The organism is Nocardioides aequoreus, assembly GCF_000720335.1.
GTDB lineage: Bacteria > Actinomycetota > Actinomycetes > Propionibacteriales > Nocardioidaceae > Marmoricola > Marmoricola aequoreus.
This window is the reverse complement of sequence record NZ_JOJN01000004.1, coordinates 432,281-455,474: the sequence shown is the minus strand read 5'-3', so window position 1 is coordinate 455,474 and position 23,194 is coordinate 432,281. Positions and strand designations below refer to the sequence as shown.

The following is a 23,194-nucleotide window of genomic DNA, read 5'->3' as shown; positions in this document are numbered from 1 at the left end:
CGCGGTCGGCGTCAGCCCCGGCGGGGTCCGGGCACCAGGTCCTGCCCGGGTGCGGCCCGCACCCGGGGGCAGGCCGTCCCGCGGCACGCGGCATAGCGCTGGTCGAGGCGCCGGAGCTGCCGCAGCGCCGCGGCGTACCGCCGGGTGCCGGCGACGTTCTCGGTCTCGAAGCGGTCGAGTCGTCGGTCGTAGAGCTCCTCGCGACCGCCGGCCAGGCGCACGTAGGTCCACCGGTCGGTGCGCACGCCGCGGTAGATCCGCTGGCGGCCGTCGGCCAGGCGCCAGGCGGCGATCGGCACGACCCGGTCGCGCTGGCGCGACCGCAGCAGCGGCCAGACGTCGATGCCGTCCTGCGCGACGGTCGCGCGCGCGCCGGTGAGCGTCGCGATCGTTGTCGCGAGGTCCGGGTTGGTCACGGTGGTGCGCACGGTCCGGTGCGGCACGCCGGGGCCGGCGATGACCAGGGGGACGCGCAGGATCTCGTCCCAGGGGAGCACCTTGCCGTCCTTGCGGTGGTAGCCCTTGGAGTAGCCGTTGTCGGAGGAGAAGACGATCACGGTGCGGTCGAGCTGACCGGTGCGGCGCAGACCCGCGACCACCTTGCCGACGCCCCGGTCGACGCTCTGCAGCGCCTGCAGGCGCTGGCGGTGCAGCTCGTGCATGGCGTTGCGCCACCGTGGCGAGTCCTTGGCCGTCGGCAGGCGCGAGCCGCGGGCCGCCGTGAAGAGCGACGGCTTGCCGGGCACCTTGGCGCCGCGGAAGGAGCGGCGGTCCTGCCGCACGGGGCTGGGCGTGCGGGTCAGGCCCCGGGGATCGGCGGTGTCGCGCGGCCCCCCGGAGTGGGGTGCCACGAAGTTGGTCCACATGAACCACGGCTTCGCGGTGCGCTCGGGCCTGGTCAGCAGCCGCGTGGTGAGGTCGCCGAAGAGGGTCGTGGTGTAGCGGCGGTGGGCCGTGACCCGGCCGTTGTGGTTGACCCGGGGCCGGGTGTAGTCGTAGGTCGAGACACCGACCGTGGCGTGCCACTCGTCCCAGCCCGGCGGCACCGAGCGGGGACCGTGGCCGCGCGTCTTGCTGTAGCCGTAGCCGTTGAGGTACTTGCCGGCGAAGAGCGTGTCGTAGCCGGCCCGCTGCAGCCAGACCGGCAGCGTGCGCCGGTCGCGCAGGGCCGCGACCCCGCCCTTGGGTCCCGAGGTGCCGCGGGCCCCGTGGTTGTGGGCGTACTGCCCGGTCAGCAGCGAGGCGCGCGCCGGCACGCAGAGCGGGGTCGGGGCCACGGCGCTGCTGAAGGTCGCGCCGCGGTCGACCAGCAGGCGCTGCACGTGCGGCATCCGGCGCAGCTCGTCGGCGCTCATGTCGTCGGTGGTGATCATCAGGACGTTGGGGCGGTCCGGCGTCGCGCCGGTCGTGGTGGCGCTGGTCGTGGTGGCGGTGGTCGAGGCGGTCGCCGCGAGCCCGCCCGGCACCGCCCGCGCCGCCGCGTCGGGCGCGCCACCCGCCACCGCCACGGTGGCGCCGGTCGCGAGGAGGGAGAGCGAGCAGGCCGCGGCGAGCGCCGCTCGTCCCGGCTGCGCGAGCGGACGGGTGGGTGCCATGAGGGCTCCTCCGAGGGGTACCGCCGCCCCCGAGTCAGGCGGTCGGCCCGAACTCTACTGAGGCTGTGCAGTTTGCGTGGCCGATCCACCAGACGGACGCCGGGGCGGTCCCCGCCGGCGCCCGGACGCTGTCGGACCTCGCACCTAGCCTGGCGGCATGAGCAGCGACGACGACACCCCCCTCGCTCCCGAGCGCGCCGACCTCCTGGAGGCAGTGGCCAAGCACCGCGCGCTCTTCCTGGTCACCGTGCGGGGCCTGACCGACGACCAGGCGCGGGCGCGGCCCACCGTGAGCGAGCTGTGCCTCGGCGGCCTGGTCAGGCACCTGGCCCACACCGAGGCGCAGTGGGTGCGCTTCGTCGAGGAGGGCCCCGCCGCGCCGATCGACTGGGAGGCGGTCGACTGGAGCGACCCGCCGCCCGAGGTGGTGGCCCAGGTGCAGTCCTTCCAGATGGGCGAGGAGCAGACGCTGGCCGGGCTGGTCGCCGACTACGAGCGCGCCGCCGAGGCCACTGACGCCCTGGTGCGCACGACCGATCTCGACGCCCGTCAGCCGCTGCCCGAGGCCCCGTGGTTCGAGCCCGGCGCGTCGTGGAGCGCCCGCCGGGTGGTGACCCACCTCGTGGCCGAGATCGCCCAGCACGCCGGGCACGCCGACATCCTGCGCGAGTCGATCGACGGCCAGAAGACGATGGGGTGAGGCCGGGTGCGCGCCGGGGTGGCGACGTACGCTCGACCGGGTGACCACCTCCACCACGCCCGCGCTCCGGCTGGACGCCCGCTTCGCGCGCGAGCTGCCCGAGCTGGCCCTCGACTGGCAGGCCGAGGAGGCGCCGGAGCCGCGGCTGCTGCTGCTCAACGAGCCGCTGGCGGCGGAGCTCGGCCTCGACGCCGACTGGCTGCGCAGCCCCGACGGCGTGCGGCTCCTGGTGGGCAACGCGCTGCCCGAGGGCGCTCACCCGGTCGCCCAGGGCTACGCCGGCCACCAGTTCGGGGGCTACTCCCCGAGGCTGGGCGACGGCCGCGCGCTGCTGCTCGGCGAGCTGCGCGACGTCCACGGCCGCGAGCGCGACCTGCATCTGAAGGGGTCGGGCCGCACGCCCTTCTCGCGCGGGGGAGACGGTCGTGCGGTGCTCGCGCCGATGCTGCGCGAGTACCTGGTCAGTGAGGCGATGCACGCGCTGGGCGTGCGCAGCACGCGCGCGCTCGCCGTCGTGGCCACGGGTCGCTCGGTGCCGCGGGAGGGGACGGCGCTGCCCGGGGCGGTGCTGGCCCGCGTCGCGAGCAGCCACCTGCGGGTCGGCAGCTTCCAGTACGCCCGCGCGCTGGAGGCCACCGACCAGGCCGACGGCCTGCTGGAGCGGCTGACCCACCACGCCCTCGAGCGCCACCACCCGCACGCCGCCGGCGCCGAGCCGCCCGCGCTGGCGCTCTTCGAGGCGGTGCGCGACGCCCAGGCCGACCTCGTGGCCTCGTGGATGCACCTCGGCTTCGTGCACGGCGTGATGAACACCGACAACGTCACCATCTCCGGCGAGACCATCGACTACGGCCCGTGCGCCTTCCTCGACGCCCACGACCCCGCCGCGGTCTTCAGCTCCATCGACACCGGCGGGCGCTACGCGTACGGCAACCAGCCGGCGGTGATGGGGTGGGACCTCGCCCGCTTCGCCGAGGCGCTGCTGCCGCTGCTGGCCGACGACCCCGACGAGGCGGTCCGGGTGGCGACGGCCTCGCTGGAGGGCTTCGCCGAGAGCTACGCCGCGGCGTACACCGCGCGGCTGCGGCCCCGGCTCGGGCTGCGCCCGGCCGACCAGGGAGGTCCGGCCGACGAGGTCGTCGAGCCCCTCGCCGAGGGCGTGCTGGCGCTGCAGCGCGAGGCGCGCGTCGACCACACCGGCTTCTGGCGCGACCTCGCGGAGGAGGCCGACGGCCGCGGCACCCCGGCGCGCGACCGGGTGCTCGACCTGGCGGCGTACGACGCGTGGGCGACGCGGTGGCAGGCCCTGGACCCCGACCCCGCACTGATGCGTGCCACCAACCCGGTCTACGTGCCGCGCAACCACCTGGTCGAGGAGGCGCTGGAGGCTGCCACGGCCGGCGACCTGGCGCCGCTCGAGCGGCTCCACGCCGTGCTGCAGCGGCCGTACGACGTGCAGCCCGGCGCGGAGCGCTACGCCGAGCCCGCCCCCGACTCCTTCGGCGACTACACCACGTTCTGCGGCACCTGAGCCCACGGTGCCGCACACTGGAGGCGTGCTGCGCCGCCGTCCGACCCGCCTGCGTCACCTGTGGGTGGTCGTGCTGGCCGGGATGCTCGGGCTCTTCCTGCTGGCCTGCATCGCGGTGATGCTGCGCGGCTTCGTCGTCTTCGTGGGGTGACCCCGGAGCGCCGAGGCGCGCCCGTAGGGTGACGGCCATGACGAGGTCGCTCACGTTGGCCGGCGAGCCGCTGCCCGTCGTCTCGCGGCTGCGGGTCTACACCTGCGGCATCACCCCCTACGACGTCACGCACGTCGGCCATGCCGCGGTCTTCGTGTGGACCGACCTGCTCCGGTCGGTCGCGCGGCTGCTCGACGTGCGCCCCGTGATGACGCGCAACGTCACCGACGTCGACGACGTGCTCACGGCCGCCGCGGCCCGGCGGGGGCGCTACGCCGACGAGTTCGCGCTCACCCAGGAGTTCTCCTTCGACCAGGACATGGCCGCGCTCGGGGTCTCGCTGCCCGACGCCGCCCCCCGTGCGCGCACGCACGTCGAGGCCGTCGTGCAGCTGGCCGCGGCGCTGCTCGAGCGCGGGGCGGCCTACGAGCGCGACGGGCACGTGCTCTTCCGCGGTGCGGGCGTGCCCGGCCGCGACCTCGACGACGCCCTCGGCCGCTCCACCGAGTTCGGCGACCAGGACGTCGACGTCGAGCGCGACGACCCCTTCGACGTGCCCGTCTGGCGCCCCTCGACCGGCGACCAGCCCGCCTGGCCCAGCCCGTGGGGCCCCGGACGTCCCGGCTGGCACGCGGAGTGCGCGGCGATGGCGCTGACGGCGTACGGCGCGAGCGTCGACGTGCTCGTCGGCGGCACCGACCTGGCCTTCCCGCACCACGCCTACCAGGGCGCGATGGTCGAGGCCGTGACCGGCGTCGCGCCCTTCGCGCGCCGGCACCTGCACGTCGGCACCGTCGGTCTCGACGGCCGCAAGATGGCCAAGTCGACCGGCAACCTGGTGCTGGTGCGCGACCTGCTGGAGCGCCACTCGCCCGCGGCGGTGCGGCTGCTGCTCCTCGACCGCGCCTGGGGCGAGGCGTGGGACTTCGAGGAGACCGAGCTGCTGGCGGCCGAGCGGCTGCTGGGCGAGCTGTACGCCGCCGCCGGTCGCGCCGAGGCCGGGAGCGCCGGCGACGCCGTCGGCCAGGTCACCGACGCGCTGCTCGACGACCTCGACGTGCCGCGCGCGGTCGCGGCCGCGCTGGAGGCCGGCGGGGCCGGGGCCCGGCTGCTGGTGCGCGCCCTGGGCCTCGGCGACCCCGCCTGAGCCGGAGCCCCGACAACTACCGGGCGGCTACTCGGCGGCGGGCACGATCCGCATGTCGCGCACGGCGCCGCCGTCGAGCGCAGCCAGCGCCTCCTGGTAAGCGGGCGCGTCGTGCGCGGCGACCGCTGCCTCCACGGAGTCGAAGGCGATGACGACGGTGCGCTCCTCGACGCCGGCCTCGTAGACGTGCGCGGGCATGCCGCGGGCGATGAAGGTGCCGCCGGCACCCCGGAGCGCCGGCCCGGCCAGCTCGGCGTACGCCGCGACCTTGGCCTCGTCGGTGATCTCGCGGTAGCAGCTGATCCAGTAGGCAGTCATGACGCCATCCTGCCCCGCCGCGTCGCCGGCGCCTCCCCGGGGGGCGCGGCCGACCTGGCAGGCTGGGGACGTGCGCATCGGTTACAAGGCCTCGGCAGAGCAGTTCGGTCCGCGGGAGCTCGTGGAGCTGGCGGTGAGGGCGGAGCAGACGGGGCTCGAGAGCGTCTTCGTCTCCGACCACTTCCAGCCCTGGCGCCACGTCGGCGGCCACGCGCCCTTCGCCCTCTCGCTGCTGGCGGCCATGGGGGAGCGCACCGAGCGGGTGGTGCTCGGCACCTCCGTGCTGACCCCCACCTTCCGCTACAACCCCGCGGTGCTGGCGCAGGCCTTCGGCACGCTGGGCTCGCTCTACCCCGGCCGCATCGTGCTCGGCGTGGGCACGGGGGAGGCGCTCAACGAGGTGGCGGTCTCGCGGCTGGAGTGGCCGGAGTTCAAGGAGCGCTTCGCCCGGCTGCGCGAGGCGGTGCGACTGATGCGGGCGCTGTGGGCCGGCGAGCGGGTCAGCTTCGAGGGCGACTACTACGTCACCGACGAGGCGACCGTCTACGACCGTCCCGAGGGCGGCATCCCCGTCTACGTCGCGGCCGGCGGTCCCGTGGTGGCGAAGTACGCCGGCCGGGCCGGCGACGGCTTCATCTGCACCAGCGGCAAGGGCATGGAGCTCTACACCGACAAGCTGCTGCCCGCCGTCGTGGAGGGGGCCGAGGCGGGTGGGCGCGACCCCCACGGCATCGACCGCATGATCGAGATCAAGCTCTCCTACGACCGCGACCACGAGCGGGCGCTGGAGAACTGCCGCTTCTGGGCGCCGCTGTCGTTGACGCCGGAGCAGAAGCACGGCATCGACGACCCGCAGGAGATGGCCGAGGCGGCCGACGCCCTGCCCATCGAGCAGGTCGCCCAGCGGTGGATCGTCGCCAGCGATCCCGAGGAGGTCGTGGAGGCGGTGCGGCCCTACGTCGAGGCGGGCTTCGACCACCTCGTGCTGCACGCACCGGGGCACGACCAGGCCCGCTTCCTCGAGCAGCTCGGCGCCGACGTGCTGCCGCGGCTGCGCCAGCTGGGCTGACCTCCGGTTGCGCCCCGGGCAGCGGGGTACGGGGCGACGAGACGTCGCCTACCGTGAGGACATCCCTTGTCGTCCGCCTCCGTCGCACTCCTCGGCACCGGCACGATGGGCGCCGCGATGGCCCGTCGCCTGGCCGGGTCCGGACTCTCGTTGACGGTCTGGAACCGCACCAGGGCCAAGGCCGAGGCCCTCGCCGACGTCGCCACCGTGGCGGGCTCCGTGCCCGAGGCGGTCTCCGCCGCCGACGTGGTGCTGACGATGCTCCACGACGGTGACAGCGTGCTGTCGACGATGGAGCAGGCCGAGGGCCACCTCCGTGACGGTGCGGTCTGGGTGCAGCACAGCACCGTCGGGGTGGAGGGGTCCGACTGGGTGACCGACTGCGCCGCCGAGCTCGGGGTCGCGCTGGTCGACGCGCCGGTGCTGGGCACCCGGCAGCCGGCCGAGGCCGGCGAGCTGGTGGTCCTCGCCTCCGGCGACCCCGCCCTGCGTCCCCGGGTGCAGCCCGGCTTCGACGCCGTCGGCTCACGCACGCTGTGGGTCGGTGACGCCGCGGGGGCGGGCAGCCGGCTGAAGCTCGCCACCAACGCGTGGCTCGCCACCGTCGTCGAGGGCACCGCCGACTCGCTGCTGCTCGCGCGCGAGCTGGGGCTGCGACCCGAGCTCTTCCTCGAGGCGGTGCAGGGCAGCGCCCTCGACTCGGCGTACCTGCAGACCAAGGGCCGGGCGATGCTGGCCGGCGACCTGGAAACCTCCTTCGCGCTGAGCAGCGCTGTCAAGGACGTCGACCTCGTGCTGGCCGCGGCGCTGGAGGCCGGCGTCGACCTCGCCGCCCTGCCCGGCATCCGCGAGCACCTGCAGCGCGCGCTCGACCAGGGGCACGGCGACGACGACGTCTCGGCCACCTACCAGGCGCACTGAGCCCGGTCGGTCGCTGCTCAGGCGAAGGCCAGCCCGGTGCGCTCGGCGAGCTCGTCGGCGGTGAGGCCGTGCAGGTCGACGACCCTCGGGCCGTCGGCTCCGACCTCGAAGGTGCCGTGGTCGGTGTAGACGCGGCTCACGCAGCCCAGCCCGGTGGCGGGGTAGGTCAGCTCGGGCACCAGCTTGGAGCCGCCCTGCTTGTCGAAGAGCGTCATCATCACGAAGACCTGCTTGGCCCCGATCGCGAGGTCCATCGCCCCGCCCACGGCGGGGATCGCGTCCGGAGCACCGGTGTGCCAGTTGGCCAGGTCGCCGGCCACCGAGACCTGGAAGGCGCCGAGCACGCAGACGTCGAGGTGACCGCCGCGCATCATCGCGAAGGAGTCGGCGTGGTGGAAGTAGGACGCCCCCGGGGTCTCGACGACCGGGATCTTGCCGGCGTTGATCAGGTCGGGGTCGATCTCGTCGCCCGTGGCCGCGCGGCCCATCCCGAGCATGCCGTTCTCGGTGTGGAGCACCACGCCGCGCTCGAGGTCGAGGTGGTCGGCGACCAGCGTCGGCTGGCCGATGCCGAGGTTGACGAAGGCGCCCTCGGGGATGTCGGCGGCGATGCGCGCCGCGATCTGGTCACGCGTCAGGGACGCGTCGTGGGTCTCGCTCACAGGACCACCACCCGGTCGACGTAGATGCTGGGGGTCACGACGGCCTCGGGGTCGAGGTCGCCGGTGGGGACGACGCGCGAGACCTGCACCACGGTGGTCGTCGCTGCCGTCGCCATGACCGGACCGAAGTTGCGGGCCGTCCGGCGGTAGACCAGGTTGCCCATCCGGTCGGCGACGTGGGCCTTCACCAGGGCGTAGTCACCCGACAGCGGACGCTCGAGGACGAAGCGTCGTCCGTCGAGCTCGCGCTCCTCCTTGCCCTCGGCCAGGAGCGTGCCGACGCCGGTGGGGGAGTAGAAGCCGCCGATGCCCGCTCCCGCGGCGCGCATCCGCTCGGCGAGCGTGCCCTGCGGCACGACCTCCAGCTCGACGCGGCCGGCGCGGTAGAGCTCGTCGAAGTGCCAGGAGTCGCTCTGCCGGGGGAAGGAGCAGATCATCTTGCGCACCAGCCCCTCGCGCAGGAGCAGCGCCAGCCCGTGGTCCCCGTTGCCCGCGTTGTTGTTGACCACGGTCAGGTCACCGGCGCCGTGACGGCGCAGTGCGTCGATCAGCTCGACCGGCTGGCCGGCGCTGCCGAAGCCACCGATGAGCACGGTGGCGCCGTCGGGGATGTCGGCCACGGCCTCGTCGGCGGCGGCCGTGGCGTCGCTGCGCTCGATCACGTCGGTCATGCCGTGCCCTCCAGCACCACGGCGAGACCCTGCCCCACCCCGATGCAGATCGCCGCGACGCCCCAGCGGTGGCCGCCCTCGCGCATCACCTTGGCCAGCGTGCCGAGCACGCGGCCGCCGGACGCGCCGAGCGGGTGGCCCAAGGCGATGGCGCCCCCGCGGGTGTTGACGACCTCGGGGTCGAGCCCCGAGGCGCGCCACGCGTCGAGGCACACCAGGGACTGCACGGCGAAGGCCTCGTTGAGCTCGACGGCGCCGACGTCGTGCCAGCCGATGCCGGCCCGCGCGAGCGCCTTCTCCGCCGCCTGCACGGGTGCATAGCCGAAGCGCTGCGGGTCGAGCGCGTGCGCGGCGCGCCCCGCGACCCGCGCCACCGGGTCGCGACCGATGGTCGTCGCGGCGGCCTCCGACCCGAGCAGCACGGCGGCGGCACCGTCGGAGAGGGGCGAGGCGTTGCCGGGGGTGATCGTGCCGTCCTTGCGGAAGGAGGGACGCAGCCGGCCGAGCGCCGCGGTCGAGGCGTCGGGACGGATGCCCTCGTCGCGCGTGAGGTCGACCCCGGCGACGGGGACGACGAGGTCGTCGTAGAAGCCGTCCTCCCAGGCCTGGTGCGCGAGGGCGTGGGAGCGCGCCGCGAACTCGTCCTGCCGCTCGCGGGAGACCCGGAACTCGTCCACGAGCTGCTCGTTGCACTCGCCCAGCGACACGGTCCACTCCGCCGGCATCTCGGGGTTGACCAGGCGCCAGCCCAGCGACGTCGAGACTGCCTCGAGGTTGCCCGCGGGGAAGGCGCGGCTCGGCTTGGGCAGGACCCAGGGGGCGCGCGTCATCGACTCGACCCCGCCGGTCAGCACGACGTCGGCGTCGCCGGTCTCGATCTGCCGGGAGCCCGTCATCGCGGCGTCGAGCGAGGACCCGCAGAGCCGGTTGACGCTCGAGCCGGGCACCGAGGTGGGCAGGCCGGCCAGGAGCGTGGCCATCCGGGCGACGTTGCGGTTGTCCTCCCCGGCGCCGTTGGCGTTGCCGAGGACCACCTCGTCGACCAGCGCCGGATCGAGGTCGGGACTGCGCTCGACGACCGCCCGGACGACGGTGGCCGCCAGGTCGTCGGGGCGGGTGCCGGCCAGGGCGCCGCCGAACCTGCCGAACGGCGTGCGCACGGCGTCGTAGACGAAAGCGGAGGTCACTGCTCTCCCTCGGGGTCGGTGTCGGGGTGGGTGCCAGGGTCAGGGTCGGTGTCACGGGCGGGGTGCGGCTCGGCCAGCACCTGCTGGGCGACGCGGAAGGCGGAGTTGGCCGCGGGCACGCTGCAGTAGACGGCCGTCTGGAGCAGCACCTCGGAGATCTCCTCCGGGGTCAGCCCGTTGGTGCGGGCCGCGCGCAGGTGCATCGCCAGCTCCTCGTGGTGGCCACCCGCGACGAGCGCCGTGAGCGTGACGATCGAGCGGCTGCGGCGGTCGAGCCCCGGGCGCGTCCAGATGCCGCCCCAGGCGTACTCGGTGATGAAGCGCTGGAAGTCGCGGGTGACGTCGGTGATCGCCGCCGTGGCACGGTCGACGTGCGCGTCGCCGAGCACCTCCCGGCGCACCCGCATCCCGGCGTCGTGCAGCGAGGTGCGCTCGCCGGCGCCGGCGGGAGCGCCGTCCGAGGGCAGGTCACCGGTCAGGTGACGGCGCAGCAGCTCGACGACGCGCGCGGGCGACTCGGCGGGGGCGAGGTGGGCGACGCCGTCGAGCACCTCCAGCCGGCCGTGGCGCACTCCGTCGGCGACGGCGCGCATGCCCTCGACCGGGGTCGCGACGTCGTCGCTGCCGGCGACGGCGAGCACGGGGGCGTCGATCTCGCCGAGCCGGTCGCGCAGGTCGAGGTCGCCGAGCGCCTCGCAGGCGTGGGCGTAGCCGGCACGGTCGACGTGGCGCAGCTCGTCGAGCAGGCGGCCGGCGACGCCGGGGGAGCGCTCGAGGAAGCCGGGGCCGAACCAGCGCTGCGCGGACCCCTCGACGACCGCGGCGGTGCCGGCGCGGCGTACCAGGTCGGCGCGCTCCTGCCACATGGCCGGATCGCCGATGCGGGCGCCGGTGCACACCGCGACGACACGGTCGACGCGGTCGGGGGCGTCGAGCGCGAGCTGCAGCCCGACGGCGCCCCCGAGGGAGTCGCCGGCGTAGCCGAAGCGCGCACGGGGCCCGACGGTGCGGTCGACGAGCTCGAGCACGCCGCGCGCGAGGTCGGCGACGGTGAAGGCCCGTCCGTCGGAGCCCCGGTCGTGACCGTGACCGGGCAGGTCCCAGCCGACGACGTGGTGGGTGGCGCCCAGCGCCGGTGCCACCTCGCCCCACAGCGTGGCGACCGAGGTGCCCAGCGACGGGCCGAGCACGAGCAGGGGCTGTCCCTCACGGCCACCGAGCTGGGTGCCGGTCAGGGTCGGGACCTGGGTGTGCGGGGTCTGGCTCACGAGTCCTCCTCGTCGACGGCGTGGGCGCGCTCGAGCACCTCGTGGACCAGCGCCGCGGCCGCGCCGAGGTAGCTCCGCGGGTCCTGCTCGTGATCGTGGTCCCGATCCTGCTCCCTGTCCGGCGGCCGCTCGTCGCGGACCGCGCGGATGCCGGTGCGCTCGGCGAGCAGGTCGGGCGCCGCGGCCTCGGCGCGCTCGGCCATCCGGGCGGTGTCGACGTGCAGCCCCGCGACCAGCTCGGCCGCCTGGGACGCGCCGACCAGCGTGCGGCGCGAGAGCTGCGACAGCGTCGCCCACTCGACGTGCCAGCCGCCGTCGGGCCGCTCGTCGACGGCCTCGCCGGCCGCGAGGTGCAGCTGGGCGGCGAGGCCGGGACCGGCGAGGGCCGCGCGGCGGACGAGCACGGAGAGCACGGGGTTGCGCTTGTGCGGCATCGTCGAGGAGCCGCCGCGACCGTCGGCCGCCGGCTCGGCGACCTCGCCGACCTCGGGCCGGGCGAGGACCAGCACGTCGCGGGCGACGTGACCGAGCGCGTCGGTCGTGCGCACGAGGGCGTCGGCGTAGCGGGTCAGCGGGGTGCGGACCGTGTGCCAGGGCGGAGCGGGGTCCAGACCCAGGGTCGTCGCGGTGGCGGCGACGAGGTCACGCGCGGCGACGGGGTCGCCGGCGAGCTCGACCGCGGCCGCCAGGGTGCCGGCCGCGCCCCCGACCTGCACCGGGAAGTGCAGCCGCAGCAGGTCGTCGCGGGCGTCGAGCACCCCGTGCAGCCAGCCCGCGACCTTCAGGCCGAAGGTGGTCGGCACGGCGTGCTGGGTGAGCGTGCGGCCGACCATCACGTCGTCGCGGTGCCGGGCGGCGAGCTGGGCGAGGCTGTCGGTGAGGTCCTCGAGGTGGGCGAGCACCCGGCTGGTGGTGCTGCGCGCGCAGAGCACCAGCGCGGTGTCGACGACGTCCTGGCTGGTGAGGCCGCGGTGCAGCCAGCGAGCGGCGACGGGGTCGTCGTCCTGCAGCCGCGAGCGCAGCAGGGCCACCAGGGGCACGACCGGGTTGCCGCTGGCCTCGGCGGCCCGGGCGACGGACCCGAGGTCGTCCTCGCTGACGCGCTCCGCGAGCGCGCTCCGGTCGCCGGGGCGCAACGCCTGGAGCCAGGCCGACTCGACGTCGACCATGGCGCGCCAGAAGGCCTCGGCGGCGAAGCTGTCGCCGGCGCGCTCGTCGCCGGGCCAGAGGAGGTCGGTCACGCGTCAGGCCTCGTGCCGCGGGAAGGTGAGGAAGACGGTCTCGTCGTCGCCCTGCAGCCGGAGGTCGAAGCGGTAGCCGTGCTCGTCCGCCGTGGCGACCAGGGTGTGACGACGCTCCTGCGGCACGCCCGCCAGGAAGGGGTCCTCGCGCAGCGCGGCGTCGTCGACGGGCAGGTAGACGCGCGTGAAGAGCCGGTTGAGCAGGCCGCGGGCGAAGACCGTCATCGCGACGAAGGGTGCCCGCCCCGGCTCGGCGCCCGGGACGACGGTGGTGAACTCGTAGCTTCCGCCGCCGTCGGTGGCGGCGCGCCCGAAGCCGGTGAAGGGGTAGCCGCGCCGCAGCGACCCCTCGGCCCGGGGGAGGCTGCCGTCGGCGTCGGCCTGCCAGATCTCCAGCAGGGAGTCGGGCACCGGCGTCCCCTCCCCGTCGGTGACCGTGCCGTGCAGCCGGACGGCGCCCGGGTGCGTCGCGGGCACCAGCTGCTCGCCGCCGGCGACGGGGAGCGCGTAGCCGTAGAAGGGGCCGACGGTCTGCCCCGGCACGGGCACCTGGTCGGGCTGCTCGCGGACGTGGCTCATGCGTCGTCCTCCTGCTCCATCGGGGTGGCGTGGCTGCCGGTGAGCACGATGTCCCACCGGTAGCCGGTGGCCCACTCGTGGGTGGTCAGGTCGTGGTCGTAGGCGGCGACGAGCCGCTCGCGGGCCCGGGGGTCGACGATGCTCTGGTAGATCGGGTCGAGGGCGAGGAGCGGGTCCCCGGGGAAGTAGACCTGCGTGACCATGCGCTGGGTGAACTCGCTGCCGAAGACCGAGAAGTGGATGTGCGCGGGTCGCCAGGCGTTGTGGTGGTTGCGCCACGGGTAGGGGCCGGGCTTGATCGTGGTGAAGCGGTAGCCGCCGTCGTCGTCGGTGAGGCAGCGTCCCACCCCGGTGAAGTGCGGGTCGATGGGCGCGGGGTGCTGGTCGCCCTTGTGCACGTAGCGCCCGGCGGCGTTGGCCTGCCAGATCTCCACCAGCTGGCGGCGCACCGGCCGGCCGTCGGCGTCGACCACGCGGCCCGCCACGACCATCCGCTCGCCGATCGGCTCGCCGCCGTCCTGGATGGTCAGGTCGGCCTCGTCGACGGCCACGTCGCGGTGGCCGAAGACGGGGGCCACCAGCTCGATCGACTCGGGGTCGGCGTGGTGCAGGTCCTTGGTGGGGTGCCGGAGCCGGCTGCTGCGGTACGGCGCGTAGTCCAGCCGCGGCTGGGTGCGCGGCGCCGTGCCTGCCCTCAGCTCGGCGTCGTACGCCGCGCTCGCCGCCGAGATCTCGGCGTCGACGTCGGCCTGGGTGGCGGTGGGGGGTGTCGTGCTCACCCGAGGCAAGGTAGGGCAGCGACGCGCCGCAGCCCCGACACCTCTTCCACTGACCGGAAGGATCGGGTGGTGGCGGTCACACCGGGCTGGTTGCCTCCACGGAATGTCCACCACCTCGCCCGCCACCCCCACCCGCCGCAGCGCGGGCTCCTGGCCCGTCGTGCTGTGCTGGGTCGCCGTCGCGCTCGACGGCTTCGACCTGGTCGTCCTCGGTGCCGTGATCCCGACCCTCGCCGCCGAGGGCGCGCTCGGCTTCACCAACCAGTCGCTGACGCTGGCCTCCACGCTCGGTCTGGCAGGCGTGGGTGTCGGCGCCGTGGCCGTCGGTCCGCTGACCGACCGCTTCGGGCGACGGGTGACCCTGCTGACCTGCATCGCGTCGTTCTCGGTCTTCACCCTGCTGGTGGCGGTGGCGCCCTCGGTCTTCTGGTTCACCACCCTGCGCGTGCTGGCGGGTGTCGGGCTCGGGGCGTGCCTGCCGACCGCGCTGGCCTACATGAGCGAGCACGCCGCGCCCGGCCGCGGCGGCAGCGCGATGACCCGGCTGATGACCGGCTACCACGTCGGCGCGGTGCTGACCGCGCTGCTGGGTCTGCTGCTGATCGGGCGGCTCGGCTGGGAGTCGATGTTCGTCGTCGGGGGTCTCGCGGGGCTCGCGGTGCTGCCGCTGATGTGGTGGAAGCTCCCCGAGAGCGAGGCCTACCTGCGCGCCAAGGAGGCCGCCCGCGACGGGTCTGGCGCGGGTGCGTCGGTGGCACCGTCGCGGCCGGCCGACGTGGTCAAGGGGCGCTACCTGGCCGTGAGCCTCGGCCTCTGGACCGCGTCCTTCATGGGGCTGCTGCTCGTCTACGGGCTCAACACCTGGCTGCCCTCGATCATGGGCGCCGCCGGCTACTCCATCCAGAGCGGCGTCGCGCTGCTGCTGACCCTCAACGTCGGCGCCGTGATCGGCCTGCTGGTCGCGGGCGCGATCTCCGACTCGCGCGGCAACAAGCCGACCGTGCTGGTGTGGTTCGGGATCGCGGCCGTGGCGCTCGCCCTGCTCTCGATCCGCATCGAGTCGACCGCCGTGGTGTACGTCGCCGTGCTCATGGCCGGCGTCTTCGTCTTCAGCTCCCAGGTGCTCGTCTACGCCTTCGTCGGCCACCTCTACCCGCCGGAGATCCGGGGCACCGCCCTCGGCATGGCTGCCGGTGTCGGCCGGGTCGGCGCCATCGTCGGCCCCTTCCTCGGGGGTGCGCTCGTCAGCCTCGGCGTGGCCTACCCGTGGGGCTTCTACGCCTTCGCCCTCGCGGCGGTGCTGGCGGTGGCCGCCCTGGCCACGGTGCCCGCCCACATGCCTGCACACGTGCCCGGCGAGGGGCACGACGAGGGGCACGACCAGGTGCGCCCCGACCCCGCGTAGGTGAGCATGGCCCCATGGCCGGCAACGTCTCCTCCCCGAGCACCACGGTCACGGGCCGTGCCCTCTCGCTCGTGGCGGCCTTCGACGAGGACCACCGCCGGCTGACGCTGACCGAGCTGGCCACCCGTGCCGGCCTCCCGGTGCCGACCGCGCACCGGCTGCTGGCCGAGCTGGTGGAGTGGGGTGCGCTGGCGCGCGACCCCCGCGGCTCCTACGTCATCGGGCGCCGGCTGTGGGACCTCGGCATGCTGGCACCGGTGCAGCGCGGCCTGCGCGACGTCGCGTCGCCGTACCTGCACGACCTGTACGGCGCCACGCACGCGACCGTGCACCTCGCCGTCCGCGACGACCTGAGCGCGCTCTACCTCGACCGGCTGGCCGGTCACACCTCGGTGCCGGTGGTGAGCACGGTCGGCTCCCGACTGCCGCTGCACGCGACCGGGGTGGGCAAGGTGCTGCTCGCCCACTCCTCCGAGCAGGTGGTGCAGGAGGCGCTCGCCCGGCTCGAGCGCGTGACGCCGTACACCGTGACGCAGCCGGGCCGGCTGCGACGGCAGCTGGAGCAGGTCCGCCACGACGGCTACGCCGTCACGCGCGAGGAGATGAGCCTGGGCGCGTGCTCGCTGGCGGTGCCGGTGGTCTCCCGCGAGCGGGTGGTGGCGGCGCTCGGCATCGTGGTGCCCTCGCTGGAGAGCAGCCAGGTGCGGCTCGTGGCCGCGCTGCAGGTGGCGGCACGCGGGATCGCACGCTCGCTGGGCAGCGCCGACGACCCGCGCGCCACCCCCTGACGGCGACCCTGCTGCTTCCACTGGCCGGAACGAGGCGGTGGTGGGCGAGGAGCGGCCTGGCCATCCTCGTGGGCATGCCAGACGTGACGCGTACCCAGGTGGCGGTCGTGGGCGGCGGTCCCGCCGGCCTGCTGCTCTCGCACCTGCTGCAGCGCTCGGGGATCGACTCGGTCGTGGTCGACATCCGGACCCGCCGCGAGATCGAGGAGGCCCACCGGGCCGGGATCCTGGAGCACGACAGCGTGCGCACGCTGGTCGACTCGGGGGCCTCGGAGCGGGTGATGCACGAGGGCGCCCAGCACGACGGCATCGAGCTCGCCTTCGGCGGAGGGCGCCACCGGATCGACTTCGCCGGGCTCGTCGGCGCCTCGACGCGGCTCTACCCGCAGACCGAGGTCTTCGTCGACCTGGCCGACGTGCGCGAGCGCGACGGGGGAGACGTGCGCTTCGGCGTCACCGACGTCTCCGTGCACGACGTCGAGACGGACACCCCCGCGGTGCGCTTCACCGACGCCCAGGGGGTCGCGCAGGAGGTGCGCGCCGGGGTCCTGGTCGGCGCCGACGGCAGTCGCAGCGCCTGTCGCCGTGCGGTGCCCGAGGCCCACCGCACGCAGTACTTCCGGGAGTATCCCTACGCCTGGTTCGGGATCCTGTGCGAGGCGCCGCCCAGCGCCGAGGAGCTCATCTACAACCACTCCGAGCGTGGCTTCGCGCTGATCAGCCAGCGCACGGAGTCGCTGCAACGGATGTACTTCCAGTGCGACCCCGACACCGACCCCGAGGACTGGAGCGACGACCGGATCTGGGAGGAGCTGCAGACCCGGTTGCAGAGCAACGGCTGCACGCTGCGCGAGGGCCCGATCACCTCCAGGTCGGTGCTCCCCTTCCGCAGCTTCGTCCAGGAGCCGATGCGGCACGGCGCGATGGTGCTCGCCGGGGACGCCGCGCACACGGTCCCGCCGACCGGGGCCAAGGGGCTCAACCTCGCGATCGCCGACGTGACCGTGCTCGCCGACGTGCTCGCGCGCGCCGTCCCGGCCGGTGACCTCGGCCTGCTCGACGAGTACACCGAGCGGGCACTGGCCCGGGTGTGGAAGGCGCAGTACTTCTCCTACTGGATGACCACGCTGCTCCACCGGCCGCCCGAGGCCTCGCCCTTCGACGTGCGCCGGCAGCAGGGCGAGCTGGCGGCGCTCGTGTCGTCGGAGGCGGGCTCGACCTTCCTGGCCGAGGCCTACTGCGGCTGGCCGGGCGGGCGCTGACGCGGCTGCCGTGACCCGGTGCGTGACCCGGTGCGTGACCTGGTCCGTGACCTGGTCCGTGGGCTAGCCCAGAGTGGCCCAGTTCCGCGTGGCGCGGTGACTTCCGGGGTCCGACAGGGTCAAACTCAGTGATCCTTTCGAACTATCCGCGCGTGTTGTGCCCTCGGGCAAAACGGACAGGGCGTCTCATGGTCGAAAGGACTCACGAGGGGACGAACCAGACATGATCACCACCGACGCGGCGCTCTACGGTGCCGGCGGCGCCACGGCAGTGCTCGACGAGGTGCTGCCCGTGCGCAGCACCTGCGGCTGCGGCCAGGACCTGGGCGGCGTGCACCGCCAGCACTGCCCGCGCTGCGGCTGCTGCCTCGCCTGAGCCGCTGACCACGGGCCGCGCCGCCTGACGGCCCGGTCGCGCGGTGGCCGGCCGCCCGCTCCTGGTGCTGGTCGCTGCCTGTCGCCGCCCGGCACACGGGGTCGCGTCGGTAGGGTCTGGCCGACAGGGTGGTCGAGGAGGGGGAGCAGTGGGCGGGCAGCCGATCGAGCAGCGTCGCGAGGGGCGCGCCGCGGCGATCTGGACCATCCCCAACATCATCAGCATGATCCGGCTCGCCGGTGTGCCGCTCTTCCTGTGGCTCGTGATCGTCCCCGAGGCCGACGTGCTCGCCCTCGTGGTCCTGATGGTCTCCGGCTTCTCCGACTGGCTCGACGGGTACCTGGCCCGGCGCCTCGACCAGATGTCCGACCTCGGCCGCATCCTCGACCCCGTCGCCGACCGGCTCTACATCCTCGCGGCCGTGATCGGGCTGCTGTGGCGCGACATCATCCCCTGGTGGGTGGCGATCATCCTGCCTGCCCGCGACGCCTTCCTCTGGTGCCTCGTCCCCTTCCTGCGCACCCGCGGCTACTCGGCGCTGCCCGTGCACTACCTCGGCAAGGCCGCGACGGCCGCCCTGCTCTACGCCTTCCCGCTGCTCTTCCTCGGCGACGGGGAGGGCACCGTGGCGACGCTGGCCCTGGTCTTCGGCTGGGCCTTCGCGGTCTGGGGGATCGGCCTCTACTGGTGGGCCGGACTGCTCTACGCCTGGCAGGTGCGCACCCTGATGGCCGACCGCAGCCGGCACGCACCGCGGGTGGCCCCGGACGGGAAGCCCTGAGCGTGGCCGCGCCTCCCAAGCTGCCGCCCCAGGCGACCATGGGGCTGCTCGACTACCTGACCGCCCACGCGCTCGACGAGGACTACGCCTACGCCAGCGAGCGTCGCCGCCCGAGGGGCCCCCGGGCCGGCCCTCAGAGCGGTCGGGAGAGCGGTCCGGGGAGTGGTGGAGGCCGCCGCGGGGGGCGTCGCCCCGAGCGACGCCGTGTCGGCCTCGCCGGGGCCCTGGTGCTGGCGCTCTTCGGCGTGCTGCTCGTGGTCGCCGCCGCACGCACCTCGCAGGGTGCTGCCGCCGACGCCGCCCAGCGGGAGGACCTGGCCGCCCAGGTGTCAGCGCTGCGCGACCGCGTGTCCGAGGAGCGGCGCAGCATCCGTGCGCTGCAGCGCGAGACCGAGCGGCTCCAGGCCCAGCAGCTCGCCTCCGACGACAGCGCCACCGGGCTGCGCCAGCGGGTCGAGGGGCTCGGCCGGCTGACCGGCACGCTGCCGGTGCGGGGACCCGGCGTCGTCGTGGTGGCCGACGACGCCCCCGGCAGCGACAGCGACCGCACCACGGTGCTCGACAGCGACCTGCAGCGCCTGGTCAACGGCTGGTGGGCCGCGGGGGCCGAGGCGATCTCCATCAACGGCCAGCGGCTGACGACCCTCTCGACGATCCGGCTCGCCGGGTCGGCGATCACCGTCAACGCCCGCTCGCTGCGACCGCCGTACCGGCTGGAGGTGATCGGCGACCCCGACACGCTGCCCGCCCGCTTCGCCGAGAGCTCCAGCGGTCGGGCATGGTTGGACCTGCAGCAACAGGTGGGCCTGCAGCTCGACATCACCCCCGTCGAGGAGCTGCGGCTGTCGGCCACCGAGGCCACGCTGCGCTTCGCCAACCAGGACGACGAGCAGGGAGTGACGCCGTGATCGCGATCCTCGGGCTCGTCGTCGGGGTGCTGCTCGGTCTCTGGCTCAACCCCGACGTGCCGCTCGTGGTCCAGCCCTACCTGCCGATCGCGGTCGTCGCCGCGCTCGACGCCGTCTTCGGTGCGCTGCGCGCCTTCCTCGACGGCATCTTCGACGACAAGGTCTTCGTCGTCTCCTTCACCAGCAACGTGCTCATCGCCGCCCTGATCGTCTTCCTCGGGGACCAGCTGGGCGTCGGCGCGCAGCTCTCGACCGGCGTCGTCGTCGTGCTCGGGATCCGGATCTTCTCCAACGTGGCCGCCATCCGCCGCCATCTCTTCCATGCCTGACGACGAGCGTCCCGACCCGGGTCCCGCCGCGGCTCCGCCGACGGGGCGTGCCCGGCTGCGCGCGGCGCTGCTGCGTGCCTCGCGCGGCCAGCTCGTGGTGGCGGTGCTCGTCGGGCTGCTCGGCTTCGCGGCCGTCACGCAGGTGCGGCTGGCCAACTCCGACGACGACTACGCGGGCCTGCGCGAGGCCGAGCTGGTGCAGGCCCTCAACGGTCTGCAGGCGGCGGCGGCCCGGGCGGAACGCGACATCGCCGAGCTCGAGGCCACGCGACAGCGGCTGAGCAGCTCGAGCGATGCCCGCGGCGCCGCCATCGAGCAGGCGCAGCGCGAGCTCGACACGCTGAGCGTGCTGGCCGGCACCGCCGCCGCGACGGGTCCCGGCATCCGGGTGACCGTCGAGGACCCGCAGGGCGAGCTCAACCTCAACGACCTGCTCGACGGGGTCGAGGAGCTCCGCAACGCCGGGGTCGAGGCGATGGAGATCAACGACCGGGTGCGGGTCATCGCCCAGACCTCCTTCGAGACCGACCCGGCGGGCGTCCGCGTCGACGGCGTGGCGCTCGAGCCGCCGTACGTCATCGACGCCATCGGGGACCCCGCCACCCTCGCCGGGGCGCTGGGCTTCCAGGGCGGCTTCACCGACGACGTCGAGCTCAGCGGGGCCCGCGTGACGGTCGAGGAGCTCGACGAGGTGGAGGTGTCGGTGATCCGCAGCGCCGCCGCGCCCCGGTACGCCGACCCGGTCCCCGGGCAGTAGGGTGACCAACCCGGCACGAGCACGGGTGTAGCAGCCTGAGGAGCAGCGTTGACCTTCCCGGATGACCTGAAGTACACCGCGGAGCACGAGTGGGTGCGCGACCCCGGTGAGACCCCGGGCTCGGTGCGCGTGGGCATCACCTCCTTCGCGCAGGACGCCCTGGGCGACATCGTCTTCGTGCAGCTGCCGGAGGTGGGGGAGACCGTGGCGGCGGGCGCGGTGATCGGCGAGCTCGAGTCGACCAAGTCCGTCAGCGAGGTCTACGCCCCGCTCGGTGGCGAGGTCGTGGCGCGCAACGAGGCGCTCGACGCCACGCCCGAGCTGGTCAACACCGACCCCTACGGCGAGGGCTGGCTCTTCGAGATCCGCGCCGACGAGGGTGGCGCGGCCGACCTGCTCGACGCCGACGCCTACCAGGCGGGGCTCGACACCTGACGCACGGCTCGCTGGTAGGTTGGGGCCAACCCTGAACCTCCACCGAGGCTTCAGGGTTCTCGCCCCCCGACGGGTGGTCAAGAAACGGCGCTGACGGGAGATCCACACCATGCCTTTCTGCTCGCAGTGCGGCAGCCAGAACGCTGACAACGCGCGCTTCTGCTCGCAGTGCGGCACCCCGCTCGCCCAGGGATCGGCACAGGCTCCCGAGCAGGCGCCGGTGCCGGCGGCCGACTCGACGGCGACCATCACCTTCGGTGGCTCGGGCAAGCAGGAGCCCTCGGAGCGCCAGGCGCTCAACCCGGCCGACGCGTCCGCCGTCGACGCGCTGCCGGCCGGCAGCGCTCTGCTGGTGGTGCAGCGCGGACCCGGTGCCGGCAGCCGCTACCTGCTCGACCAGGACCTCTCGACGGTCGGACGCCACCCCGAGAGCGACATCTTCCTCGACGACATCACGGTCTCGCGCCGCCACGTGGAGTTCCGTCGCGAGGGCGACGCCTTCCGGGTGCACGACGTCGGCAGCCTCAACGGCACCTACCTCAACGGCGACCGCGTCGACGACGCGCTGCTCGCGAGCGGCGACGAGGTCCGGATCGGGAAGTTCCGGCTGATCTTCTTCGCCAGCGACGCGAAGGTCGGCTGAGCGTGCGCCAGACCGCGCGCATCACGATCGGTCAGGCGGTCGCGGACCTCAAGGCGGAGTTCCCCGACGCCGACATCAAGGAGTCGAAGATCCGCCACCTCGAGGGCGAGGGGCTGGTCCAGCCCGAGCGCACCCCCTCGGGCTACCGCAAGTACTCCGTCGAGGACATGGAGCGGCTGCGCTACATCATCCGGGCGCAACGCGAGCAGTACCTGCCGCTGAAGGTGATCCGCGAGCACCTCGACGCCCTCGACCGCGGGCTGGAGCCGCCGGCCCCCAACGGCGCCCCCACCGTGCCGACCTCGCTGCTGGCCAACCCCGCCCCGGGCGTGGAGTCGCTGCTCTCCCACAACTCCGACGTGCGCATCTCGCGCCGCGAGCTGGTCAAGACCGCGGAGATCACCGAGGAGATGCTCCAGCAGCTGGAGGCCTTCGGACTGGTGCGGGCGCGCTACGGCGCCGACCACTTCGACGCCGACGCCCTCGTGATCGCCAAGGCGGCCGGCGAGCTGGCGGCGTACGGCCTCGAGCCGCGCCACCTGCGTGCCTTCAAGACCGCCGCCGACCGTGAGACCGGGCTGATCGAGCAGGTCGTCACCCCGATGCGCCGCAGCCGCGAGCCCGGCGCCGAGGGCCGGGCGGCGCAGACCATCGACGAGCTGGCCGTGCTCTCGGTCCGGCTGCACGCCGCCCTGGTCAAGGCGGGGCTCCGCTCGCTGCGCTGATCCACGTCACGCCGCGTCGCCCGCGGTGCGCTCAGTGGGCGCCCTGCAGGTTGAGCAGCACCACGCCGACCACGATCAGCGTCAGCGCCAGCACCTTGACGGCGCTCACGGGCTCGCCGAGCAGCGTGATGCCGATGACCGCCACGGTGGCGGTGCCCAGGCCGGCCCACACGGCGTACGCGACGGAGACGGGGATCCGCTGCACCACCAGGGCGAGCAGCCAGATCGCGACGGCGTACCCGGCGAGGACGGTGAGGCTCCAGCCCAGGTGGGTGAAGCCGGCGGTGCGGGGCAGCAGGGCGGTGGCGAAGACTTCGGCGGCGATTGCCAGCAGCAGGAGGACGAAGGGCAGCACCCGTGCATCGTGCCAGTGCGTCGACGGGCCGCTGCGGCGCCTCACCCGGCGGGGCTAGGCTGGCCGGGTGCGCGAGGTCGAGGTCGTCGGAGTCCGGGTGGAGATGCCGTCCAACACGCCCATCGTGCTGTTGCGCGAGGCGGCGGGGGAGCGCTACCTGCCGATCTGGATCGGGGCGGTCGAGGCGACCGCCATCGCCTTCGCCCAGCAGGGCGTGGTGCCGCCCCGCCCGCTGACGCACGACCTGCTGCGCGACGTCCTCGAGGCGACCGGCAACGAGGTGGAGGAGATCCGCATCACCGAGATGCGCGACAACGTCTTCTACGCCACCCTCGTGCTGGCCTCGGGCGTCGAGATCAGCGCCCGGCCGTCGGACTCGATCGCCCTGGCGCTGCGCACCGGCTCGCGGATCGTCTGCGACGAGGGCCTGCTCGACGACGCCGGCATCCTGGTGCCCGACGAGCAGGAGGACGAGGTGGAGAAGTTCCGCGAGTTCCTCGACCACGTCACCCCCGAGGACTTCGAGCAGGGCAAGGAGTGACCTCGCCCGCCACATCCTTAACCTTGAAGTTCACGTTGAAGGTTGTCGCGACACACCGCGTGTCCCTTTG

General features: G+C 74.3%; 28 protein-coding genes. 18 read left to right on the top strand and 10 right to left on the bottom strand.

Annotation, left to right across the window (positions count from 1 at the left end; all coding sequences use genetic code 11):
- Window positions 1–11 precede the first annotated feature (11 nt).
- Window positions 12–1,595: a sulfatase family protein gene (locus tag IG63_RS0111100; protein WP_051706579.1), complete on the bottom strand. Its 1,584-nt coding sequence runs from the start codon at window positions 1,593–1,595 to the stop codon at window positions 12–14.
- Window positions 1,596–1,752: 157 nt separating this feature from the next.
- Between IG63_RS0111100 and IG63_RS0111095 the strand changes: the two genes are divergently transcribed.
- From IG63_RS0111095 to IG63_RS0111080, 4 genes are read left to right on the top strand one after another with little or no spacing between them, the layout of a single operon-like run.
- A complete protein-coding gene (locus IG63_RS0111095) occupies window positions 1,753–2,295 on the top strand; it encodes a DinB family protein (protein ID WP_030484437.1) in 543 nt (180 codons plus the stop codon).
- A 40-nt stretch (window positions 2,296–2,335) separates the two neighbouring features.
- Complete coding sequence (locus IG63_RS0111090) at window positions 2,336–3,826, top strand: protein adenylyltransferase SelO (protein WP_030484436.1); 1,491 nt, start codon at window positions 2,336–2,338, stop codon at window positions 3,824–3,826.
- A 25-nt stretch (window positions 3,827–3,851) separates the two neighbouring features.
- Complete coding sequence (locus IG63_RS23835; RefSeq protein ID WP_281174283.1) at window positions 3,852–3,977, top strand: hypothetical protein; 126 nt, start codon at window positions 3,852–3,854, stop codon at window positions 3,975–3,977.
- Between the two features lie 37 nt (window positions 3,978–4,014).
- Window positions 4,015–5,124 (top strand): class I tRNA ligase family protein, encoded by a 1,110-nt coding sequence (locus IG63_RS0111080; protein WP_030484435.1) that lies wholly within the window; start codon window positions 4,015–4,017, stop codon window positions 5,122–5,124.
- Between the two features lie 27 nt (window positions 5,125–5,151).
- Here IG63_RS0111080 and IG63_RS0111075 read toward each other — a convergent pair whose 3' ends face one another.
- Window positions 5,152–5,442, bottom strand: coding sequence for a DUF1330 domain-containing protein (locus IG63_RS0111075; RefSeq protein ID WP_030484434.1), 291 nt, complete (start codon window positions 5,440–5,442; stop codon window positions 5,152–5,154).
- A 70-nt stretch (window positions 5,443–5,512) separates the two neighbouring features.
- On the opposite strand from IG63_RS0111075, the gene fgd reads away from it, so the two are divergent.
- Both fgd and IG63_RS0111065 read left to right on the top strand, forming a co-directional pair.
- Complete coding sequence (gene fgd, locus IG63_RS0111070; RefSeq protein ID WP_030484433.1) at window positions 5,513–6,511, top strand: glucose-6-phosphate dehydrogenase (coenzyme-F420); 999 nt, start codon at window positions 5,513–5,515, stop codon at window positions 6,509–6,511.
- A gap of 66 nt (window positions 6,512–6,577) precedes the next feature.
- Window positions 6,578–7,432, top strand: coding sequence for an NAD(P)-dependent oxidoreductase (locus tag IG63_RS0111065; RefSeq protein WP_030484432.1), 855 nt, complete (start codon window positions 6,578–6,580; stop codon window positions 7,430–7,432).
- Between the two features lie 17 nt (window positions 7,433–7,449).
- On the opposite strand, the gene IG63_RS0111060 is transcribed toward IG63_RS0111065, so the two are convergent.
- From IG63_RS0111060 to pcaH, 7 genes are read right to left on the bottom strand one after another with little or no spacing between them, the layout of a single operon-like run.
- Entirely contained in the window at window positions 7,450–8,094 is a 645-nt protein-coding gene (locus IG63_RS0111060; protein WP_036195070.1) for a 3-oxoacid CoA-transferase subunit B, read from the bottom strand.
- On the bottom strand, window positions 8,091–8,765 hold the full coding sequence (locus IG63_RS0111055; protein WP_084596950.1) for a 3-oxoacid CoA-transferase subunit A: 675 nt from the start codon (window positions 8,763–8,765) through the stop codon (window positions 8,091–8,093). Before IG63_RS0111055 ends, IG63_RS0111060 begins: the two co-directional genes overlap by 4 nt.
- Window positions 8,762–9,952: a thiolase family protein gene (locus IG63_RS0111050; RefSeq protein WP_030484429.1), complete on the bottom strand. Its 1,191-nt coding sequence runs from the start codon at window positions 9,950–9,952 to the stop codon at window positions 8,762–8,764. Before IG63_RS0111050 ends, IG63_RS0111055 begins: the two co-directional genes overlap by 4 nt.
- Complete coding sequence (gene pcaDC / locus IG63_RS0111045) at window positions 9,949–11,220, bottom strand: bifunctional 3-oxoadipate enol-lactonase/4-carboxymuconolactone decarboxylase PcaDC (protein ID WP_051706577.1); 1,272 nt, start codon at window positions 11,218–11,220, stop codon at window positions 9,949–9,951. Before pcaDC ends, IG63_RS0111050 begins: the two co-directional genes overlap by 4 nt.
- Entirely contained in the window at window positions 11,217–12,461 is a 1,245-nt protein-coding gene (locus IG63_RS0111040) for a lyase family protein (RefSeq protein ID WP_030484427.1), read from the bottom strand. The genes pcaDC and IG63_RS0111040 overlap by 4 nt, the downstream gene beginning before the upstream one ends.
- A gap of 3 nt (window positions 12,462–12,464) precedes the next feature.
- Window positions 12,465–13,040 carry a protocatechuate 3,4-dioxygenase subunit alpha gene (gene pcaG, locus IG63_RS0111035; protein ID WP_030484426.1) on the bottom strand — a complete coding sequence of 192 codons (576 nt, stop codon included), beginning with the start codon at window positions 13,038–13,040 and terminating at the stop codon, window positions 12,465–12,467.
- Window positions 13,037–13,819 (bottom strand): protocatechuate 3,4-dioxygenase subunit beta, encoded by a 783-nt coding sequence (gene pcaH / locus IG63_RS0111030; protein WP_030484425.1) that lies wholly within the window; start codon window positions 13,817–13,819, stop codon window positions 13,037–13,039. Before pcaH ends, pcaG begins: the two co-directional genes overlap by 4 nt.
- Before the next feature lie 103 nt (window positions 13,820–13,922).
- Between pcaH and IG63_RS0111025 the strand changes: the two genes are divergently transcribed.
- From IG63_RS0111025 to ftsR, 11 genes are all read left to right on the top strand, one after another.
- Window positions 13,923–15,224 carry an MFS transporter gene (locus IG63_RS0111025; RefSeq protein WP_051706576.1) on the top strand — a complete coding sequence of 434 codons (1,302 nt, stop codon included), beginning with the start codon at window positions 13,923–13,925 and terminating at the stop codon, window positions 15,222–15,224.
- A gap of 14 nt (window positions 15,225–15,238) precedes the next feature.
- On the top strand, window positions 15,239–16,012 hold the full coding sequence (locus IG63_RS0111020; protein WP_030484423.1) for an IclR family transcriptional regulator: 774 nt from the start codon (window positions 15,239–15,241) through the stop codon (window positions 16,010–16,012).
- Window positions 16,013–16,086: 74 nt separating this feature from the next.
- Window positions 16,087–17,274 carry a 4-hydroxybenzoate 3-monooxygenase gene (locus IG63_RS0111015; RefSeq protein ID WP_030484422.1) on the top strand — a complete coding sequence of 396 codons (1,188 nt, stop codon included), beginning with the start codon at window positions 16,087–16,089 and terminating at the stop codon, window positions 17,272–17,274.
- Window positions 17,275–17,497: 223 nt separating this feature from the next.
- Window positions 17,498–17,650, top strand: a complete 153-nt coding sequence (locus IG63_RS22645; protein ID WP_157210111.1) for a hypothetical protein — start codon at window positions 17,498–17,500, stop codon at window positions 17,648–17,650.
- Window positions 17,651–17,798: 148 nt separating this feature from the next.
- A complete protein-coding gene (clsA, locus tag IG63_RS0111005) occupies window positions 17,799–18,431 on the top strand; it encodes a cardiolipin synthase ClsA (RefSeq protein WP_281174282.1) in 633 nt (210 codons plus the stop codon).
- Between the two features lie 2 nt (window positions 18,432–18,433).
- Window positions 18,434–19,339, top strand: a complete 906-nt coding sequence (locus IG63_RS0111000; protein WP_051706574.1) for a DUF881 domain-containing protein — start codon at window positions 18,434–18,436, stop codon at window positions 19,337–19,339.
- A complete protein-coding gene (locus tag IG63_RS0110995) occupies window positions 19,336–19,668 on the top strand; it encodes a small basic family protein (protein ID WP_030484419.1) in 333 nt (110 codons plus the stop codon). Before IG63_RS0111000 ends, IG63_RS0110995 begins: the two co-directional genes overlap by 4 nt.
- Window positions 19,661–20,425 carry a DUF881 domain-containing protein gene (locus IG63_RS0110990; protein ID WP_036195065.1) on the top strand — a complete coding sequence of 255 codons (765 nt, stop codon included), beginning with the start codon at window positions 19,661–19,663 and terminating at the stop codon, window positions 20,423–20,425. Before IG63_RS0110995 ends, IG63_RS0110990 begins: the two co-directional genes overlap by 8 nt.
- Window positions 20,426–20,473: 48 nt before the next feature.
- Window positions 20,474–20,860 carry a glycine cleavage system protein GcvH gene (gcvH, locus tag IG63_RS0110985; RefSeq protein WP_030484417.1) on the top strand — a complete coding sequence of 129 codons (387 nt, stop codon included), beginning with the start codon at window positions 20,474–20,476 and terminating at the stop codon, window positions 20,858–20,860.
- 109 nt (window positions 20,861–20,969) lie between these two features.
- Entirely contained in the window at window positions 20,970–21,503 is a 534-nt protein-coding gene (locus IG63_RS0110980; protein WP_030484416.1) for an FHA domain-containing protein, read from the top strand.
- A gap of 2 nt (window positions 21,504–21,505) precedes the next feature.
- Window positions 21,506–22,228, top strand: coding sequence for a transcriptional regulator FtsR (gene ftsR / locus IG63_RS0110975; protein WP_245604395.1), 723 nt, complete (start codon window positions 21,506–21,508; stop codon window positions 22,226–22,228).
- Between the two features lie 31 nt (window positions 22,229–22,259).
- Here ftsR and IG63_RS0110970 read toward each other — a convergent pair whose 3' ends face one another.
- Window positions 22,260–22,583, bottom strand: a complete 324-nt coding sequence (locus IG63_RS0110970; RefSeq protein WP_245604394.1) for a DMT family transporter — start codon at window positions 22,581–22,583, stop codon at window positions 22,260–22,262.
- Window positions 22,584–22,650: 67 nt separating this feature from the next.
- On the opposite strand from IG63_RS0110970, the gene IG63_RS0110965 reads away from it, so the two are divergent.
- Window positions 22,651–23,124 (top strand): bifunctional nuclease family protein, encoded by a 474-nt coding sequence (locus IG63_RS0110965; protein WP_030484414.1) that lies wholly within the window; start codon window positions 22,651–22,653, stop codon window positions 23,122–23,124.
- Window positions 23,125–23,194: the final 70 nt, after the last annotated feature.

What these genes read in the sequence shown, in the direction of transcription:
- pcaG (WP_030484426.1), bottom strand. Translation starts at nt 13,040, where the DNA reads ATGAGCCACGTCCGCGAGCAGCCCGACCAGGTGCCCGTGCCGGGGCAG.
- IG63_RS0111025 (WP_051706576.1), top strand. Translation starts at nt 13,923, where the DNA reads ATGTCCACCACCTCGCCCGCCACCCCCACCCGCCGCAGCGCGGGCTCC.
- IG63_RS0110980 (WP_030484416.1), top strand. Translation starts at nt 20,970, where the DNA reads ATGCCTTTCTGCTCGCAGTGCGGCAGCCAGAACGCTGACAACGCGCGC.
- IG63_RS0111020 (WP_030484423.1), top strand. Translation starts at nt 15,239, where the DNA reads ATGGCCGGCAACGTCTCCTCCCCGAGCACCACGGTCACGGGCCGTGCC.
- IG63_RS0111100 (WP_051706579.1), bottom strand. Translation starts at nt 1,595, where the DNA reads ATGGCACCCACCCGTCCGCTCGCGCAGCCGGGACGAGCGGCGCTCGCC.
- IG63_RS0111055 (WP_084596950.1), bottom strand. Translation starts at nt 8,765, where the DNA reads ATGACCGACGTGATCGAGCGCAGCGACGCCACGGCCGCCGCCGACGAG.
- IG63_RS22645 (WP_157210111.1), top strand. Translation starts at nt 17,498, where the DNA reads ATGATCACCACCGACGCGGCGCTCTACGGTGCCGGCGGCGCCACGGCA.
- IG63_RS0111080 (WP_030484435.1), top strand. Translation starts at nt 4,015, where the DNA reads ATGACGAGGTCGCTCACGTTGGCCGGCGAGCCGCTGCCCGTCGTCTCG.
- IG63_RS0111015 (WP_030484422.1), top strand. Translation starts at nt 16,087, where the DNA reads ATGCCAGACGTGACGCGTACCCAGGTGGCGGTCGTGGGCGGCGGTCCC.
- IG63_RS0111075 (WP_030484434.1), bottom strand. Translation starts at nt 5,442, where the DNA reads ATGACTGCCTACTGGATCAGCTGCTACCGCGAGATCACCGACGAGGCC.
- IG63_RS0110990 (WP_036195065.1), top strand. Translation starts at nt 19,661, where the DNA reads ATGCCTGACGACGAGCGTCCCGACCCGGGTCCCGCCGCGGCTCCGCCG.
- IG63_RS0111095 (WP_030484437.1), top strand. Translation starts at nt 1,753, where the DNA reads ATGAGCAGCGACGACGACACCCCCCTCGCTCCCGAGCGCGCCGACCTC.